This window comes from Lactobacillus sp. M0403 (assembly GCF_016101265.1).
In the GTDB taxonomy this organism is placed as follows: domain Bacteria; phylum Bacillota; class Bacilli; order Lactobacillales; family Lactobacillaceae; genus Lactobacillus; species Lactobacillus apis.
This window is the reverse complement of record NZ_JACFQV010000003.1, coordinates 202,238-218,224: the sequence shown is the minus strand read 5'-3', so window position 1 is coordinate 218,224 and position 15,987 is coordinate 202,238. Positions and strand designations below refer to the sequence as shown.

At 35.7% G+C, this 15,987-nt stretch carries 18 protein-coding genes; 1 reads left to right on the top strand and 17 read right to left on the bottom strand.

Annotated elements, in window-relative coordinates; translation table 11 throughout:
- Window positions 1–88: 88 nt before the first annotated feature.
- Window positions 89–973: a LysR family transcriptional regulator gene (locus H3T48_RS05680; RefSeq protein WP_198188831.1), complete on the top strand. Its 885-nt coding sequence runs from the start codon at window positions 89–91 to the stop codon at window positions 971–973.
- A gap of 23 nt (window positions 974–996) precedes the next feature.
- Here H3T48_RS05680 and H3T48_RS05675 read toward each other — a convergent pair whose 3' ends face one another.
- The 17 genes from H3T48_RS05675 to H3T48_RS05595 all read right to left on the bottom strand — a co-directional run bounded on the left by H3T48_RS05675 (window position 997) and on the right by H3T48_RS05595 (window position 15,980).
- Window positions 997–1,413: a GNAT family N-acetyltransferase gene (locus H3T48_RS05675; protein WP_198188830.1), complete on the bottom strand. Its 417-nt coding sequence runs from the start codon at window positions 1,411–1,413 to the stop codon at window positions 997–999.
- A gap of 512 nt (window positions 1,414–1,925) precedes the next feature.
- A complete protein-coding gene (locus H3T48_RS05670; protein ID WP_232349888.1) occupies window positions 1,926–2,306 on the bottom strand; it encodes a DUF1828 domain-containing protein in 381 nt (126 codons plus the stop codon).
- Between the two features lie 23 nt (window positions 2,307–2,329).
- Window positions 2,330–4,693 (bottom strand): ATP-dependent RecD-like DNA helicase, encoded by a 2,364-nt coding sequence (locus tag H3T48_RS05665; protein ID WP_198188829.1) that lies wholly within the window; start codon window positions 4,691–4,693, stop codon window positions 2,330–2,332.
- Window positions 4,686–5,336: a tetratricopeptide repeat protein gene (locus tag H3T48_RS05660; RefSeq protein ID WP_198188828.1), complete on the bottom strand. Its 651-nt coding sequence runs from the start codon at window positions 5,334–5,336 to the stop codon at window positions 4,686–4,688. Before H3T48_RS05660 ends, H3T48_RS05665 begins: the two co-directional genes overlap by 8 nt.
- The gene (locus H3T48_RS05655) at window positions 5,333–5,992 is read right to left on the bottom strand and encodes a histidine phosphatase family protein (RefSeq protein WP_198188827.1); all 660 of its coding nucleotides are present in this window, start codon (window positions 5,990–5,992) and stop codon (window positions 5,333–5,335) included. Before H3T48_RS05655 ends, H3T48_RS05660 begins: the two co-directional genes overlap by 4 nt.
- A gap of 142 nt (window positions 5,993–6,134) precedes the next feature.
- Complete coding sequence (gene mnmA / locus H3T48_RS05650; RefSeq protein WP_255534284.1) at window positions 6,135–7,256, bottom strand: tRNA 2-thiouridine(34) synthase MnmA; 1,122 nt, start codon at window positions 7,254–7,256, stop codon at window positions 6,135–6,137.
- Between the two features lie 5 nt (window positions 7,257–7,261).
- On the bottom strand, window positions 7,262–7,603 hold the full coding sequence (locus H3T48_RS05645) for a DUF1831 domain-containing protein (RefSeq protein ID WP_046306739.1): 342 nt from the start codon (window positions 7,601–7,603) through the stop codon (window positions 7,262–7,264).
- Between the two features lie 50 nt (window positions 7,604–7,653).
- Window positions 7,654–8,811 (bottom strand): cysteine desulfurase family protein, encoded by a 1,158-nt coding sequence (locus H3T48_RS05640; protein WP_198188826.1) that lies wholly within the window; start codon window positions 8,809–8,811, stop codon window positions 7,654–7,656.
- A 3-nt stretch (window positions 8,812–8,814) separates the two neighbouring features.
- Window positions 8,815–9,510, bottom strand: coding sequence for a 5'-methylthioadenosine/adenosylhomocysteine nucleosidase (locus H3T48_RS05635; RefSeq protein WP_109715422.1), 696 nt, complete (start codon window positions 9,508–9,510; stop codon window positions 8,815–8,817).
- Window positions 9,511–9,525: 15 nt separating this feature from the next.
- A complete protein-coding gene (locus tag H3T48_RS05630; protein WP_198188825.1) occupies window positions 9,526–9,885 on the bottom strand; it encodes a hypothetical protein in 360 nt (119 codons plus the stop codon).
- A 1-nt stretch (window position 9,886) separates the two neighbouring features.
- On the bottom strand, window positions 9,887–10,450 hold the full coding sequence (locus tag H3T48_RS05625) for an NUDIX hydrolase (protein ID WP_046306730.1): 564 nt from the start codon (window positions 10,448–10,450) through the stop codon (window positions 9,887–9,889).
- Between the two features lie 15 nt (window positions 10,451–10,465).
- Complete coding sequence (locus tag H3T48_RS05620; protein WP_046306729.1) at window positions 10,466–10,672, bottom strand: cold-shock protein; 207 nt, start codon at window positions 10,670–10,672, stop codon at window positions 10,466–10,468.
- Window positions 10,672–13,461: an isoleucine--tRNA ligase gene (ileS, locus tag H3T48_RS05615; RefSeq protein ID WP_198188824.1), complete on the bottom strand. Its 2,790-nt coding sequence runs from the start codon at window positions 13,459–13,461 to the stop codon at window positions 10,672–10,674. Before ileS ends, H3T48_RS05620 begins: the two co-directional genes overlap by 1 nt.
- Before the next feature lie 221 nt (window positions 13,462–13,682).
- Window positions 13,683–14,462, bottom strand: coding sequence for a DivIVA domain-containing protein (locus H3T48_RS05610; protein ID WP_198188823.1), 780 nt, complete (start codon window positions 14,460–14,462; stop codon window positions 13,683–13,685).
- Entirely contained in the window at window positions 14,429–15,238 is an 810-nt protein-coding gene (locus H3T48_RS05605) for an RNA-binding protein (RefSeq protein WP_198188822.1), read from the bottom strand. Before H3T48_RS05605 ends, H3T48_RS05610 begins: the two co-directional genes overlap by 34 nt.
- Window positions 15,238–15,540 (bottom strand): YggT family protein, encoded by a 303-nt coding sequence (locus H3T48_RS05600; RefSeq protein WP_198188821.1) that lies wholly within the window; start codon window positions 15,538–15,540, stop codon window positions 15,238–15,240. Before H3T48_RS05600 ends, H3T48_RS05605 begins: the two co-directional genes overlap by 1 nt.
- Window positions 15,540–15,980 (bottom strand): cell division protein SepF, encoded by a 441-nt coding sequence (locus H3T48_RS05595; RefSeq protein WP_187157865.1) that lies wholly within the window; start codon window positions 15,978–15,980, stop codon window positions 15,540–15,542. The genes H3T48_RS05600 and H3T48_RS05595 overlap by 1 nt, the downstream gene beginning before the upstream one ends.
- Window positions 15,981–15,987 lie beyond the last annotated feature (7 nt).

The following is a 15,987-nucleotide window of genomic DNA, read 5'->3' as shown; positions in this document are numbered from 1 at the left end:
CGAGAAAGGAACTCCTTTTTCTAATGTTTTAAGAAATTAATTTAAGGAATTATTCATCCTTACACAAACTATTTTACGGTCTCAATTTATGAATTTAGATCATTTGGAAATTTTTATTGATTTAGCAGAGACACTTAACTTTCGTAAAACAGCCTATAGAAAAAATATTTCCCAACCTGCAGTATCACAGGCAATAAGTTCTATAGAAAACGAAATTGGAGTACACCTTTTTAAAAGATCTAGAAGTGGTGTCGAACTATTAGCAAAAGGAAAAATCCTCTATGAAAACATCAAGCCACTGATAAATACATACTACAAATCCATTCAAGAAGTCAGACAAAGTAATGGAGAAGACACCTTAATAACAATAGGATTAACTAATTCTCCGTATGAACAAAATTTCTTACCCGAATTACTACCCAAGTTTCAGTCTGCTCATCCACAAACTAAGATTTTTTTGCAAAATTATGACCACTTACAGCTCAAACGTCAACTTATTAATGGAGATTGTGATCTCATTTTAACTACTAAAGATGACATAACAGATATAAAGAACGTTGAGTTTAATGAAGTTATCACAGGAAGATTTTTTGCAGAAATTCCTAAAAAAAATATTCTTTCTAAACGTAAAGTTTTATCTTCCTCAGATCTTAACAGGCAAAGTGTTATTCTTTTAGATAATAATTGGTGTCCACCTGAGCAACTACGTTTGCAAGAAATTATCAGAAAAGGCAATTTATCAAACCAAATTTCTTACGTTAATAATGTTAATACTGCAAACATAATGAGTGAATCGGGACTAGGAATTACAATAGGGCCAGATTTTATTTTTGGTAATAAAAATAAATATGTTTCTTCAGTACCATTCGACTATGATGTTAAATTAGCACATGGAGCAGCGCACTTGAAAGACAACAAAAAAAGTATAGTTCAGGAATTTACTAGCTTCCTGAACTATACTCTTAATATTTAAAACTATGAAATTTAAATATAAAACTACTTTATTTCAAATTTATACAACCCAAAGCTCAGCCATTTCAGTAAATGACTGAATTTTTTTACATTAAATTTCTTTCCCGAAATTAAGATTGAGAAGGCCCCTCCATCATCAACTAGATAATTAGAAGTCTGCCTAAACCCATTTTTTTCATAAAAAGATAATCTCTTTAAGCGTTGCCTATAATTGAACGCTTTTTCATTCACTGGTTCAATGTCAATAATGATATTCTTGGGAGCAAAACGCTTTTTTAATTGAGTTAAAATTTTTGAGCCATACCCTTGATTTCTTTTGTTCGAAACTGTTGCCAAAAACATCAAATAAACTGCTTCACTGCTCTCTGCAAGAAATACTAAGCCAATAAAGTCGTGCTTGTCATAAACCGCTTCGAAATGAACTTGGCGGTGAAGTGACATTAAAACTAATTGCCATATTGAAAAGCGCTCATTTTTTGGAAAAGCGGTTAGATATAATTTTCTTACGGCAAAATAATTCTTTGTTCCCCAAACAACATTCTTAAATTCTAAAATAATATTCTAACTTCCTTTAATGCATGAACTACTCTATTAAGCATAATAAAAGCAGTTAACATCTTTTCATGAATATCAAACTGCTCTATTTTATATTAAGTTTTATTTTAAAAAGCGTCAAATGAACCATTTTTTCGTTCATACTTAATGCTATAGGAAAAAACAAAAGTAAGAAGCAAAGAAGATATTAAATTATTAAAAGTAAAGTACGACAAAAACATGTGACTATGCTTATGACTAATAACTCAAGCCAAACAATAATGTTTTCTCCAAGAATTTGAAATAGATAAATTAACCACAAAGGGTATGCAGATTGCATTTCACTTTCTAAGGTTCCTTCCCTCTCATCTATTTCAACTCCATTACTGCACGATTGAAAAGAAGATTTACTTACTGTATTAACCTAAATAAGATACGGCAACTACTAATTGGGTTAGCTTCATAATCGTTGCAATAACATTAGCTCGGCTTACTTCTTTCCAAATTTCTCCAGTATTGTAATCAAAATCAAAGCCTGCAGACTTAGCAACTTCTTCCGTCATAGCATACAATTCTTCATCACTTGCACTTGGGTCAATTTTAAACAATGTTCTACTGTCATCACCTATACGATACACATCATTACTTTTCTGGATAAAGCAGTATATTGTTTCTCCCAAAGAGTCTTTTTCACTAGTTGCAATTTCAAGTGTATCATCACTAATAAAGCAAACCTGAGTGTGATTAACTACCCAGTTTCCAATTTGATCTTTTATGATTTGCTCAATTTCTTTACTCATTATTTTTCTCCAAGCTATTTTGCTTATTGTTGAACACCTAATTTAATTCCTTGCATGCCAATCATTGGATCTATTTGACCTGAATAAATTAATTCTGAAGTTAAAACGTAATCTTCATCTTTTGGCAAGTCAGCGGTGCTACTTGCAAGATTACTATCTTCTTTTTCATCAACCACTTCTGTATTAAATTTCTTACCTAGCTGTTCACACAGTTTAGCACTTAAGCCAGTTTTACGGTCATTTCCTGGTGTATTAAAAGCCATTGCATATGCACGCGGGTCTCCAATTAACACAAGATTTTTCTCCGCTCGGGTAACGGCTGTATATAAAAGATTTCGTTTCAACATGACATAGTTTTGCATGGTCAAGCTTAAAATAACCAAGGGAAATTCAGAACCTTGTGCTTTGTGAATCGTAATCGCATAAGCTCTAGTAAGGTCAAACAGATCTTTCTTACTAAAGTTAATTTCACGTCCATCAAAATCAGCTGTCATACACTTTTGCGGAGTTTTTTCATCGATGGAGATTATTTTCCCTATTTGTCCATTGTAAATATCTTTTTCAGGGTTATTTTGCAGTTGTAGCACCCTGTCGCCAATTCGAAAAATTTCATCATGAGCTTCGAGAATTTTACTATTAGGTTTGGTTGGATTCATAATTTCCTGAATCACATTATTTAGGTTAGTTACGCCACCAGAACCTTGATACATTGCACCCAATACTTGAATATCATCCTGATCAAAACCACGTTTAAGAGCACGCTCAACAATTTGACTAACTACGTGATCAACTTCATGTGGCGGACAGGAAATGAAAGAATAATTCTTAGTTTTATTAAATAATGCGTCTTGATCCTGTCCCTCATTTATATCGTGGGCAAGCGTAATAATACTTGAATCGTCACCCTGACGGTGAATTTGCTTTAGAACAGTTGTTGGAAAAACATCTGCACTAATTAAGTCACTAAAAACATTTCCAGCACCAACTGATGGCAGCTGATCCTTGTCTCCAACAAATACAACGTGTCGTGTTTCAGCTATGCAAGAAACTAGTTCTTTAAAAAGAAACATATCAACCATCGACATTTCATCAATGATTAGAATTTCGCCGTTAAGTTCGTTGAGGTCAAGAGCATCACTATCGCCAATTCCTAGGCCCAGCATGCGGTGAATTGTTTTTGCTGTAATACCAGTTATTTCTTCCATGCGCTTTGCTGCTCGGCCAGTTGGAGCTGCCAGTAAGAATGGCGGATCACTACTATAAAGTGCTGATGCAGGAATATCAGCAAGTTCACGTAAAGCTAACAAGATACCATTAATAATAGTTGTTTTACCGGTTCCGGGTCCACCCGTTAAAATCGATATTGGATTAGTTAGAGCATTTTTTATCGCAAGTTTTTGTGTTTGGTCATATTTAATTTTTAGCTTTTTCTCAGCATTTTTTATAGCTTTGTCGATTGCCTTATCTTCGAAATGCTCACTTTCATCTTTACGATCAACTAAGTTTTTCATCATTAAAGCAATGTCATTTTCTGTTGCATAAATGTTTTGTAGTGCAGCATTCTCACCAGAAACCACAATTTTGCCTTCATGCTGCAATTCATTGACTGCATTGGCAATTGGATCAAAATGCTTAAATTGCAATAATTCGCTAGCTGACGTTAGAAGCTGTTCTAACTTGATATATGTATTTCCAGCTTGGCTAAGCTCATCCGTTAGAACCTGAAAAACTGCACCCTTAATTCTACGGGGATCATCAAGTGCTATTCCTAACCTATTTCCAATTTGATCCGCGCTTTTAAAAGCATAACCTGTCACTTCTGAAATTGCAGCATAGGGATCATTCTCTAATTTAGTTAAAGTATCACCATGATAAAGTTGGTAAAGACGTCCAGCAACCTTTTTATTTAAGCCAAATTGGGCAAGCTTAAGAACAATCTCTGAATATGAATCCATTGACTGGACCCCATTTAATAGACTATCCTTTTGCTTCTTAGTTAGTGGTAAAACTGATACTTTTTCAGGCTTTTCTTTTAAAACTGACAGTGCATCAACTCCTAAAACCGAAATAATAGAGTCGGCTGCCTTTTTACCAATTCCGGGGAATTTATTTGAACTCAAATAGCGCGTTAAACTACCCTTTTCGTGTGGGACTGATTGCTTATAGCTATCGCATCGAAATTGTAAACCAAACTTATTGTGAACAACGAGCTTCCCTTCAAAGCTATAAGTAGTATTTTCTTGAATTTCGCCAAAATTACCAGTTACTTTAATTTCCTCGCGATCATAGTCTTCCAATTTGCCAATGATTGTTACATCAAGGATTTTATATAAATCTTGATCGTTTTCGAAAACGATTCTGTTCACTTTTCCAACAAACTTAGTCATTTTTCTTTTCCGCTTCGTTAACCATTTTTAAAATTGCACCATATTGTTCCTGGGCTTGCTTAAAATATTTAGGATCTTTTTCTTTTGCATTTTTAAGATAACTAGTTGCTTTTTTACGGTCACTATCCAAAATACTAATCCCAAGCATAAAATAAACTTTTGCCGTCCTTTTGTTAGGAGAAATCTTTTCATAACAGGTACGAGCTTCGCTCAATTCACCAAGACTTAGCCAGATATCACCTAATAATTCTAGAACCTTATCATCAACTTGCTTAATCGTTAACGCATGAGCTAATGCCTTTTGTCCTTGACCAAGTTTTAAAAAAACTAGTGCTTTCTGGTATAAAACTAAATCATCATTAGGAATTTGATTAAGTAAGGTAAGAGACTTATCAAAATCACCTTGCATGTAGTAGCAAACTGCTAAATCATAGTCTAAGTCCTGTGGGTGCTTAACAAGACGTTTAGCTTGCTCAAGAAGTTGAGTTGCTTGAGCAAAACTTCCCTGCTCAATTAATTCTGTCGCTAATTTTAGATAATTTTCTGTTTTTTGTGGATTCTGATCTATTTTCTCGATTAACTTGTGTATACGCTGACTAACTGCAGCGTCCTCTTTCATACTTTTACTTTGTTTATCTGTCATAATGCATCAGTTCCTGAAGTATCCCTTTCCAAAAAGCTTGTATCATTCCACACAATTAACTTAAAGGTTGCACCTTGATCAAGTGTTTCCAAAATCGTCAAACTAGTATTACTTAATGGACCATTACACCTAACATCTTTTAATGGGTACCCTAGTAATCCCCCCATAATGGCACCCAAAGCAGCACCATGACTAACAGCAAGCACTTTATCGTCAACACCAGTAAATTGGCTGGCTTTTTCAGTAGCAAAGCTCTTTCCACGCGAAATTACATCTGGATAGTTTTCACCTTGAATGCTTTTACCATCATATTTATCAGGTCTATTCCAGATATCGTCAACCTGTTTAGGAAATTTTGCGCTCGCTTCATCAAACTTTAAGCCTTCCATTAGCCCCATGTCAAATTCACGTAGACGCTCATCTTTTTTGACACTTAAATCAGAAGATATAGCTTTTTTCACGCCATTAGCTGTATCAAAAGCACGTTTTAATGGACTAGAATAGATTCCATTGAAATTAGTTTCTTTTAAGTGATTGCCAAGTTTTTCTATATCATTTAAGCTTTCTGCTAACAATGGAGAATCACCATGTGCGCCCTGAAAACGACGCTCCAAATTCCACTCGGTTTTTCCATGTCTTACAAAATAAATCTGCATCTATTACTAGTCCTATTCTTTATTAGCATTACTTTTCTAGTTTATCATTTAATTAATATAAATGAAAAAGCAGAATCAACGGCCTGTAAATATATTTCAGAGTATAAAAAAAGAAAGAACTAAGTCTTTCTTTATAGCTATTCTAAACTAATTGTAATTTCCGCTCTTCCTGGTATGCACAGTCAATGTTGCCACCACCTAGACATTCTTCACCGTTATATAAAACTAGAGCCTGTCCAGGTGTTACTGCACGAGCTGGCTCATCGAAGTAAACAGTAGCTGAATTATTAGCAACATGATATTCAACAGTAACTGCAACATCAGGCTGGCGATAACGGAACTTTGCACTACAACGAATCTTGAAGTCACGGTCAGGCTGACCAGTGAAAAATGACATGCCGCTTGCTTCAAGCTTAGTAGCGTAAAGCAATTCACTATCATATCCTTGCTCAACAATTAATTCGTTCTTTTTCAAGTCCTTACCAACAACAAACCATGGAGCAGTTGATTGCTTAGTAGAACCTAGACCCAAGCCAGAACGCTGGCCAATAGTATAGTACATTAATCCGGCATGCTCACCGACAACGTTTCCATCAGGTGTGACCATTTTGCCAGACTTTGCCGGTAAGAACTCACTTAGAAACTTGCGGAAGTTTCTCTCTCCAATAAAGCAAATTCCAGTGGAGTCCTTCTTTTTTGCGTTAACTAAATTATTTTCAATTGCAATTTCACGTACCTGTGGCTTAGTCAAATTAGCCAATGGAAAAATCACCTTACTGATTTGTTTTTGGCTCAGTTGACTCAAAAAGTAAGTTTGATCTTTATTGCCATCTTTTGGCCGCATCATATGTGTAATACCATTTTCATCAGTAATCGTTTTTGCATAATGTCCCATTGCAATATAATCTGCATCTAAGTCCATTGCGAAATCCAAAAATGATTTAAATTTAATTTGGCTATTACACATTACGTCGGGATTAGGTGTGCGCCCCTTTTTGTATTCACTTAAAAAATATTCAAAAACACGGTGCCAATATTCTTTTTCAAAATTGATTGAATAATATGGAATACCAATTTGATCAGCTACCTTTTTGACGTCTTCATAATCTTCTGTTGCGGTACAAACACCCGCATCATCAGTGTCATCCCAGTTTTTCATAAAAACGCCAATTACATCATAGCCTTGCTTCTTAAGTAGTAATGCAGAAACAGAGGAATCAACTCCACCACTCATACCTACTACTACTCGACCCTTTTTTGCCAATTAACTCAGTCCTTTACAGCAACAATAATATTTCGCTCTTCTAAGTCTTTTAGAATATAATCTAACAGCTCCACCGTAGGTGCTAATTGTTGGTTTTTAAAAATATTAACCTTCTTAAGACCATTGCGGTCAGTCACAACCATTGTTAAATGACTCATTTCTTTGTCAATCGTCATTTTCAATTTGGTAGGAGCATTATATGGTGAATCATTATAAAGTGGATGTTCGTAATTAAAATTACCTTTAGCCGTTTTAACAAAGCCAGCGTCAATAAGCGCATACAGCTTCAAGTCAGGACTAAGTGTAAACTTACGCGTATCACCATTAATTTCTACAGTATTTGCCATAATTATACCTCACGCTTACTAATAATAAGTTAAATTAAATTAAAAAGCAACTATTTTTCTTTTTTCTGGACTTTCTGAGCAATTTTCACTAGTTGTTGAGCAAAGCTAGTAATTTCTTCATCAGTCGTATATCTACCAAATGAAATTCTAATTGACTCTAGAACACGCGGAGACTTTTTACCAAAGCATGCACATAAAACATGTGACGGTTCGAGTGAACCTGCTGTACAAGCTGAGCCACCTGAAACGGCAAAGCCAGCTAAATCAAGATTTGCTTGTAAAAGTGTTGTAGATATACCATCAATGCGCAGGTTCAAAATATGATGCGAAACATTTTCACCTAAACCTCCATTAACCTGATAAGCAATTTTTGCTTGATCAAGTTCAGTCAAAATTATTTTTTGGAAGTGATGATACTTTTCTTGCAATTTTTGCTTGTCAACTTCAGCAATTTCGCTTACAGCTTCGCCCAAACCAGCAATTCCAGGAACGTTTTCAGTACCTGCCCGTCGCTTCGTTTCCTGCTCTCCACCATAGACTAATGGTGGTAATTTCACATCAGCTTTTTCATACAAAAAGCCAAGAAACTTTGGGCCATTTATTTTATGAGCAGATGAAGATAGTAAATCGATTTTCATTTTAGCAACATCAATGTCAATGTTCCCTAATCCCTGAACCGCGTCAACATGAAAATATGCGTTACTCTTTGCGACAATTTCACCTATTTCAGCAATTGGATTAATTGTCCCTATTTCGTTATTGACTGCCATGATCGAAACTAAAATTGTTTCAGGAGTTAAGTTCTTTTTCAACTCTTCAAGTGAAATATGGCCTGTTTCATCAACATTAAGATAAACTACATCGAAGCCCTCACGTTCAAGTTGCATCATTGGCTGTAAAACAGATGGATGCTCAATCTTAGTAGTTATAATGCGCTTGCCTATATCAGATCTAGTATGAGCAGTACCGAAAATTGCCGTATTGTTACTTTCCGAACCACCAGAAGTAAAAATTATCTCGTTATCCTTAGCATTAATTGCTTTAGCAACCTTTGAACGCGCTTGGTCGACTACATGACGCGCTTTTCTTCCCAGCTCATAAGTACTAGAAGCATTACCAAAATCGTTCTTCATTTCTTCAGTAACCACATCAATTACTTTTGGAGACATCGGAGTAGTCGCTGCATTGTCTAAATAAATTTCTTCCATAAGCTATTTCACTTTGTCTAGATAGGCACAAATTAACTTTGCAGCTTTAGCGCCAACTTTTTTGGCAAACTGATCAAAATCTTCGTTTGCATTATCATTTCCATTATCCGAAATCGCACGTAACGCAATAAGGGGTTTAGCAAAATGATAAGCTACTTGAGCAAAAGCCGCACCTTCCATTTCAACACCAAGAGCATTAGCAAAATTAAGTTTAATTTCGTCCTTCTGCTTATCAGAACCGATGAAGGAATCACCAGTGACTACTAATCCTTCTTGATACGATACTCCTTCTTTATTTAAGAAGCTAATAAATTCATTTCTAGCAGATGAATCTAGTTCAAACACTGCTGGCTCACCGGGAATTTGTCCCTCTACGTAGTCCCCAGCAAGCGTATTATGAGCATCATGGTAAGCAAAAGAACTAGCTAAAACTAAATCACCTTTATGAACAGTTTGCTGTAAAGAACCTGCCGTTCCCGTCATAAAAATCAAATCAATATCTACACTACTCAATAAGCTTGCTAAGTTCATTGCAGCTTGTACTTTACCTATTCCACTCAATCCAATGTAAATTTCATTGCCGTTAACGCAAAAATGCTCGAACTGTGTAGATCCGAACATTTCTGTGCTACCAGAGTGAAAATACTTACGATAATATTCTGCCTCAATTTCCATTGGGACAATAATTGCTATCTTCATTTTCCCCTCGATTATTTATAAATGAAATAACGCTAATAATACCAAAACAATCAATACAATCACAATTAATATTGCAATGTTTAAACGCCTTTTTAGTCTTAAGCCCTTCTCTACCCAAGTCTTAGGCTGAGCTTTCTGCTTATTTTGATACTTGGAATTATTTTCATCACTAGAAGTTTGCGTTTCTCTTTGAGGTTCTCTTCTAGTTTTTGAGCTTTGCTCATCATTAAAAGGACGCTCAGTTGAGTCACGTGTAAATTCTGGATTTACATCTACTTCTTCCTCGTTATCAAAAGCCGATTTAATTGTCTTAAAAAAGCTGTTTTTCTTTTTTCGTTGATTCTTTTTTCGGTAATCAGATCGCTTTTCAGTCATTTTATTCCTTTGCGCTTGCGCCAGTTAACAACATGTTTTCCCAAACACTCATTGCGTACAACGTTTTCGCGTCAACAAGTTTACCTTGAGCAAAAAGACGCTTTAGTTCTTCCAAATTATACCAGTGACTAGTCAAAAATTCATCTGAATCTAATGGTCTTTTATCATCAAGCTTTGTCAAAGTGTCACAATAAAATAAATGTAGTTTCTCATCAGTAAAGCCAGGTGAAGAATAAAATTCGGTAATTTTTTCCCAATAATCGGCATGATAACCGCCTTCTTCATTCAGCTCGCGTTTCATTGCATCCAATGGACTCGCATCGGTCTCATCAATTAAACCAGCTGGAATTTCCAAGGTTAATTCTTTAATTGGTTCGCGCCATTGTTCAACTAGCAGCATTTCTTGCTTATCATTTACTGCAATCGCTGCAGCAGCAGGTTGATGTTTAACTACTTCTCTTGTTGCAGTTTCACCATTAGGCAATTTAATTGTTCTAACAGAGAGATCAACAATTCGCCCCGAAAAAATCTGTTTTGAAGAAATTTCAGTTTCTGTTAAATCCATTTATTCACTTTCCTATTAATTAGCTAGATATACATTCACACATTGCAAGCCATTTTTTCCTTGAGCAAGTTGGTATTTGACTTTTTGACCAACTTGAAGGCGACGATATCCTTCTTCTTTAATTGCAGTGTAAAAAACAAAATAAGATTTGTGGTTTTCGTCATCTTCAATGAATCCAAAACTACTTTTTGGATCAAATTGCTTTACTGTACCTAAACGCATTATTCTTCTAGTCCTTCTTGAGCTGTTTCTGGATAATCAGCCTTGACTATCTCAGCACAGCGTCCACAAAGCATTGGAAGGTCGTTATCCTGCCCAATGTCATTTCTAATCATTCGGCATCGTGGACAAACTTCACCCTCAGCTCGTTCAACAATGAAAGCACCATTTTGTAGTTTCTCAGCATTTTCAGGAGCTGGATCATCAGCGATAGTTAATTTAGAGACAATTAAAATCTGTCTGAAATTGGCATCTAGTGAATCTAAAACCGACTTCATTTCTTCAGTAGGATAAATCGTCACAGCTGCCTCAAATGATTTACCAATTAGCTTTTTGTCACGTGCTTCTTCTAGGACCTTTAAGACATCATCTCTTAATGACATGAACTTTTGCCATTTAGCAAGTAGCTCTTCACTATTTTCATATTCTTCAACTTCAGGCATATTCGTCAGTTGGATGTAGTCTTCTTTTTCTTTTAAGAATGACCAGATTTCTTCCATTGTGTGCGGAAGGATAGGTGTCAAAACCTTGGCTAATTTAACCGCAGCATCATATATGACCGTTTGCATTGAACGTCTTGCATGACTATTCTTGCCTTCAATGTATAAAACATCTTTTGCAAAGTCCAAGTAAAATGCTGATAAATCGTTAGAAATAAACGAAAAGATCTTTTTATAGACGTTATTGAAATCATATTTTTCATAACTTTCCAAACAGGTCTTAACAAGTTCATTCAAACGAACTTCAAGATATTGATCAATCGAATTAAGATCTTCATATGCAATACGGTCTTTTTCTGGATCAAAATCTGAAGTGTTAGCCAACATATAACGGAAAGTGTTTCTAATTTTACGGTAGCTTTCAGAAGTTTGCTGCAAAATGTCTTGGGAAACTGCTACATCTGAAGTTGCATCAACTGAAGCAACCCATAAACGAATTATCTCAGCACCCATCTTTTTAATTATATCGTTTGGTGCAATGATGTTACCAAGTGATTTAGACATTTTATGACCTTTATCATCTAAAACGAACCCTTGAGATAGGATGTTGCGATATGGGGCCTGACCAGTTGTTGCAACTGAAGTAATCAAACTAGAATTGAACCAACCACGATATTGATCACTCCCCTCAAGGTACATGTCTGCTGGAAAACGTAAATCTTCTCTTGCAGCCATTACTGCTCGATGTGAAGACCCAGAATCAAACCAAACATCTAAAATATCTGTTTCTTTTCTGAATTCTCCATTAGGAGAATGTGGAGAAGTAAATCCATCTGGTAAAAGTTCTTTAGCAGTGCGTTTATACCAAGCATTCGAACCTTCCTTGACAAAAATTTGCGCAATGTGTTCAATTGTTTCTGGAGTAACAATTGGAGTATCATCTTCTGCGTAAAAAATTGGTAGAGGAACACCCCAAGCACGTTGACGTGAAATTACCCAGTCGCCACGATCTTTGATCATGTTGTGCAAACGAACTTTACCCCATTCTGGCATAAAGTTAACCTGATCAATTTGTTCAAGAATTTGTTTACGACATTTTTCGATTGATGCAAACCATTGGGTTGTTGCACGATAGATAACTGGCTTCTTAGTTCTCCAGTCATGTGGATATGAGTGCGTGAAAAAGCTTAGTTTCAATAAGTTACCAGACTGCTTTAATTTTTCGCTGACAACTTTATTAGCATCGTCATAAAACATGCCAACTAATTCAGGGTCGGGAACTTCATCTGTATAGCAACCCTTATTATCCAAGGGACTAAAGACAGGTAAATCATAGCGTTGAGCAACATTATAGTCGTCTTCACCAAAGCCAGAAGCAGTGTGAACTAAACCAGTACCGTCAGCAGCAGTAACATGCATCGCATTCATTACCAAAACATCTTGTCCATATAGTGGATGTGAAGCAAGCATACGATCCATCTCAGAGCCTTTTACGTGTTGTACAACTTCATAATTTTCCCAATCAAGTGCTTTTGCTACTGCTTCAAGTCGATCAGTACCTACCACATATCTTTTATCGCCAACTTTGACTACTGAATAGTCAAAGCCTGGATTAACTGTGATTCCTTGATTAGCAGGTATAGTCCAAGGTGTTGTGGTCCAGATTACGAAATAAGTGTCCTTTGGGTCAATGATGCCCTTACCATCCTTAACAGGAAAAGCAACATAAATTGAAGGAGACTTTACATCGTGATATTCAACCTCGGCTTCAGCCAACGTCGACTCACTAGAAGGTGACCAGTAGACTGGCTTCTTACCCTTGTAAATGTATCCTTGTTCATACATTTTACCAAATACACGAATTTCTTCTGCTTCGTATTCAGGTTGTAAAGTAATGTATGGATGATCCCAGTCACCCATCACTCCTAAACGCTTAAAATCAGCTTTTTGTTTACTGATTTCTTTTTTAGCGTAGTCTTCACACAATTGACGGTATTCCGCACGATTCATTTTTTTGCGGTCAACGCCTTGTTTTGCTAATTGTTGCTCAATTGGCAAACCGTGTGTATCCCATCCGGGAACGTAAGGTGCGTAATAACCATCCATATTTTTAAAGCGAACAATAATATCTTTAGAAATCTTGTTTAACGCATGTCCCATGTGAATATTACCGTTGGCAAATGGAGGACCATCATGCAAGTCAAAACGAGGTTTACCCTCATTTAGTTTTAGTCTTTGTTCATATAATTTGTTTTCATCCCATTCTTTTTGCCATTCTGCTTCTCTAACGGGAAGATTTCCACGCATTTTAAATTTAGTTTTTCCTAAATTTAACGTATCCTTTACTCTCATTATTTATTCCTTTCTGCAAAAAAACCTCGTCCTGATTAGGGCGAGGTTTTATATCGTGGTACCACCTAAATTGAGCCAATTAAGCTCCACTTAAAGATTGCGTAACGTGCAATTGACGAAATAAACTGTATCACGATAGCTGATCAACCATCAAGCACTTAATACTAGTCTCACACCACCACTAGATCGCTGGATTGTCTTTCGGTTTTACTATCCGTTTATTAATCTCTTTTTTTATAATCCTCTGGAAAAACGATTGAAGTACCTGAAACTTGTACTTCAGGCCCCTCTTCATTATTCAGATCAATTGTTTCAGAATTTGAACTGTCACCAGCCATTGGCTGTGGATCATCTTCTTCATCAAAGTTTACTTCATAGTTATCATCTTTGTCAACTATTCCCGTATCCTCTTCATCGTCATCTTCATCAACAATTTCTTCTTCATCGGTTAAAGTAATTGGCTCTGCACCGTCTGGTGGATAAAAACGCTCTGTGCCAAAGTACTTATCAAGCGCCTTTTGCCAATCATCGTCATTGAGATTTTCAATTGCCTTTTGAAGCAAATCTTGAATATATGTACGATAACCAGCGACCTCTTTCTTAACTCGCTCATAATCATCTTTGATCGTATCCAATTGCTGCTTTTGGTAGTCAACATCTACTCTTGCTTGAGCAGTTTCGTTATGCGCTTGTTCTGTTGCCGTATTGATTATCTCTTGTGCACGAACGTGAGCATCAGCAAGTTGATGCTTAGCTGCTTCTTCGTTCTGCTCATATTTCGTAACTTTAGCTTGTAAGTCATTAACTTGCGTTTTTAGCCGAGCTACTTCATTTTTTAAATCAATTGTTTCATCAAGTGCATCACCATAGTCATCCACAACATGATCTAAAAAAGAATCAACTTCGCGACGATCATAGCCACTAAGTCCACGTTTTTTAAATTCCTCATTGTGAATATCCATTGGCGTTAATTTCTTTGTTTGTGTTTTTTTGTCTGCCAAAGTCTCAGCACCACCTTATATTTGCCTTTTCTCGTTGTTCTAATATCCTCAACTTTGCATCGACCAAAATGCCTTAAGCTGAGAACATCATCTACTTTTACTATTATATTAGAATCTTTGATACCATGCCAATTTAATTTAACCAAATTTGTCGAAATACTATTTTGAATTTGGCTACGGCTTTGGTTACTAATTCCTGATAAAATTGCATCAACACGAAGTGAAGTTACAACAATCGAAGTTTCACTACTATCATCTTCTGGGACTATGACATTTCTAAAGTCTATAGGTTCAACTTTAACTTTGACTCGCCCTATTCTAGTAATTTCTTTTTGAAAAAAATCAGTTAGTTCACTTTTCCCAAAAAACTGCCACTGCCCATTTCCGTCAGTAATGATATCACCAAATGTTTCAGTCTCAATTCCTGAATTGGCTAAGCTACCCAAAATGGCACTATGAGTTAATTTTTCAAACTTATTAGGATAGTTAATTGAAAATGCAGTTACACCATAATCGGACAAATCAAAATTAGTCCAGTCTACGGTTAGATAAACTCTTTTCTTCTCAGCGGCTTGATAACCACCAAAATCCTGCATAAAAAGATCATTTCCTGCAATTGTGCGTAAAATATCTCTTTGACCAGGATCCAAAAACTCAGTAAGCAATGGTTGCTGCTTAAAAAACACACTATTGAAAAAACCGGTCATTTTATCAATGACCGATTTTTCTTCAACGTCAAAATACGGATAAAATTTACTTGCTTGTCTCTTTTCCATTATGCAAAGATCCTAAACAAAATATTGAATAGCCATCCTATAGCATATTCTTGCACAAAATACAGTAATAATAAGGCTAAAAGAAATGAAAAATCTATACCAGTAGAATTTGATAACTGTTCGATTGGTCCTTTACGAAAAATACTCACATATGGATCAATGATGCGATTAATTATTTGCCCAATTGCTGAATCACGTAAAAAAGGTACCCAACTCATAATTGCATCTATAACCATCACAATACTGTATAACCAAATAATCCAATTTAGAATATTTTGTATATAATAAATTGCTACAAGCATTAACTTAAATTATCTTTCTTATCGACTAAATCGCTGATTTTCCCATTAGTTACGAATTTAGGTGGTGTTGCTAAAAAGATCTTATCACCTATACGTTGAATTTCACCATTTAGGGCATAAACCGTTCCTGTAATAAAATCAACAATTCGTCTCGAAGAAGCATCTTCCATGCGACTAAAATTGATTATTACAGCCTTGTTATTTAATAAATTTTGGGCTACATCTTTAGCATCTGAATATACACGAGGTTCATACAAAACGATCTTGCTTTTAGCAGAATTATTCCCAGACTTAATAGAAACTACCTTGTCATGATCAATTGCACCGACAGGAATACTGTTTTCATTTTCTTCCTGCTCATCAAGATATTCTTCGTTATCTAACATCTCGTCTTCATCATCAGAGACGCCAAAAAATTTACCTATTTTACTAAAAGCCATTTCTTTT

Bases quoted from the DNA above. Each gene is read 5' to 3' on its own strand.
- H3T48_RS05680 (WP_198188831.1), top strand. From the start codon at position 89: ATGAATTTAGATCATTTGGAAATTTTTATTGATTTAGCAGAGACACTT.
- H3T48_RS05675 (WP_198188830.1), bottom strand. From the start codon at position 1,413: ATGTCACTTCACCGCCAAGTTCATTTCGAAGCGGTTTATGACAAGCAC.
- H3T48_RS05670 (WP_232349888.1), bottom strand. From the start codon at position 2,306: ATGAGTAAAGAAATTGAGCAAATCATAAAAGATCAAATTGGAAACTGG.
- H3T48_RS05665 (WP_198188829.1), bottom strand. From the start codon at position 4,693: ATGACTAAGTTTGTTGGAAAAGTGAACAGAATCGTTTTCGAAAACGAT.
- H3T48_RS05660 (WP_198188828.1), bottom strand. From the start codon at position 5,336: ATGACAGATAAACAAAGTAAAAGTATGAAAGAGGACGCTGCAGTTAGT.
- H3T48_RS05655 (WP_198188827.1), bottom strand. From the start codon at position 5,992: ATGCAGATTTATTTTGTAAGACATGGAAAAACCGAGTGGAATTTGGAG.
- H3T48_RS05645 (WP_046306739.1), bottom strand. From the start codon at position 7,603: ATGGCAAATACTGTAGAAATTAATGGTGATACGCGTAAGTTTACACTT.
- H3T48_RS05640 (WP_198188826.1), bottom strand. From the start codon at position 8,811: ATGGAAGAAATTTATTTAGACAATGCAGCGACTACTCCGATGTCTCCA.
- H3T48_RS05635 (WP_109715422.1), bottom strand. From the start codon at position 9,510: ATGAAGATAGCAATTATTGTCCCAATGGAAATTGAGGCAGAATATTAT.
- H3T48_RS05630 (WP_198188825.1), bottom strand. From the start codon at position 9,885: ATGACTGAAAAGCGATCTGATTACCGAAAAAAGAATCAACGAAAAAAG.
- H3T48_RS05625 (WP_046306730.1), bottom strand. From the start codon at position 10,450: ATGGATTTAACAGAAACTGAAATTTCTTCAAAACAGATTTTTTCGGGG.
- H3T48_RS05620 (WP_046306729.1), bottom strand. From the start codon at position 10,672: ATGCGTTTAGGTACAGTAAAGCAATTTGATCCAAAAAGTAGTTTTGGA.
- ileS (WP_198188824.1), bottom strand. From the start codon at position 13,461: ATGAGAGTAAAGGATACGTTAAATTTAGGAAAAACTAAATTTAAAATG.
- H3T48_RS05605 (WP_198188822.1), bottom strand. From the start codon at position 15,238: ATGGAAAAGAGACAAGCAAGTAAATTTTATCCGTATTTTGACGTTGAA.
- H3T48_RS05600 (WP_198188821.1), bottom strand. From the start codon at position 15,540: ATGCTTGTAGCAATTTATTATATACAAAATATTCTAAATTGGATTATT.
- H3T48_RS05595 (WP_187157865.1), bottom strand. From the start codon at position 15,980: ATGGCTTTTAGTAAAATAGGTAAATTTTTTGGCGTCTCTGATGATGAA.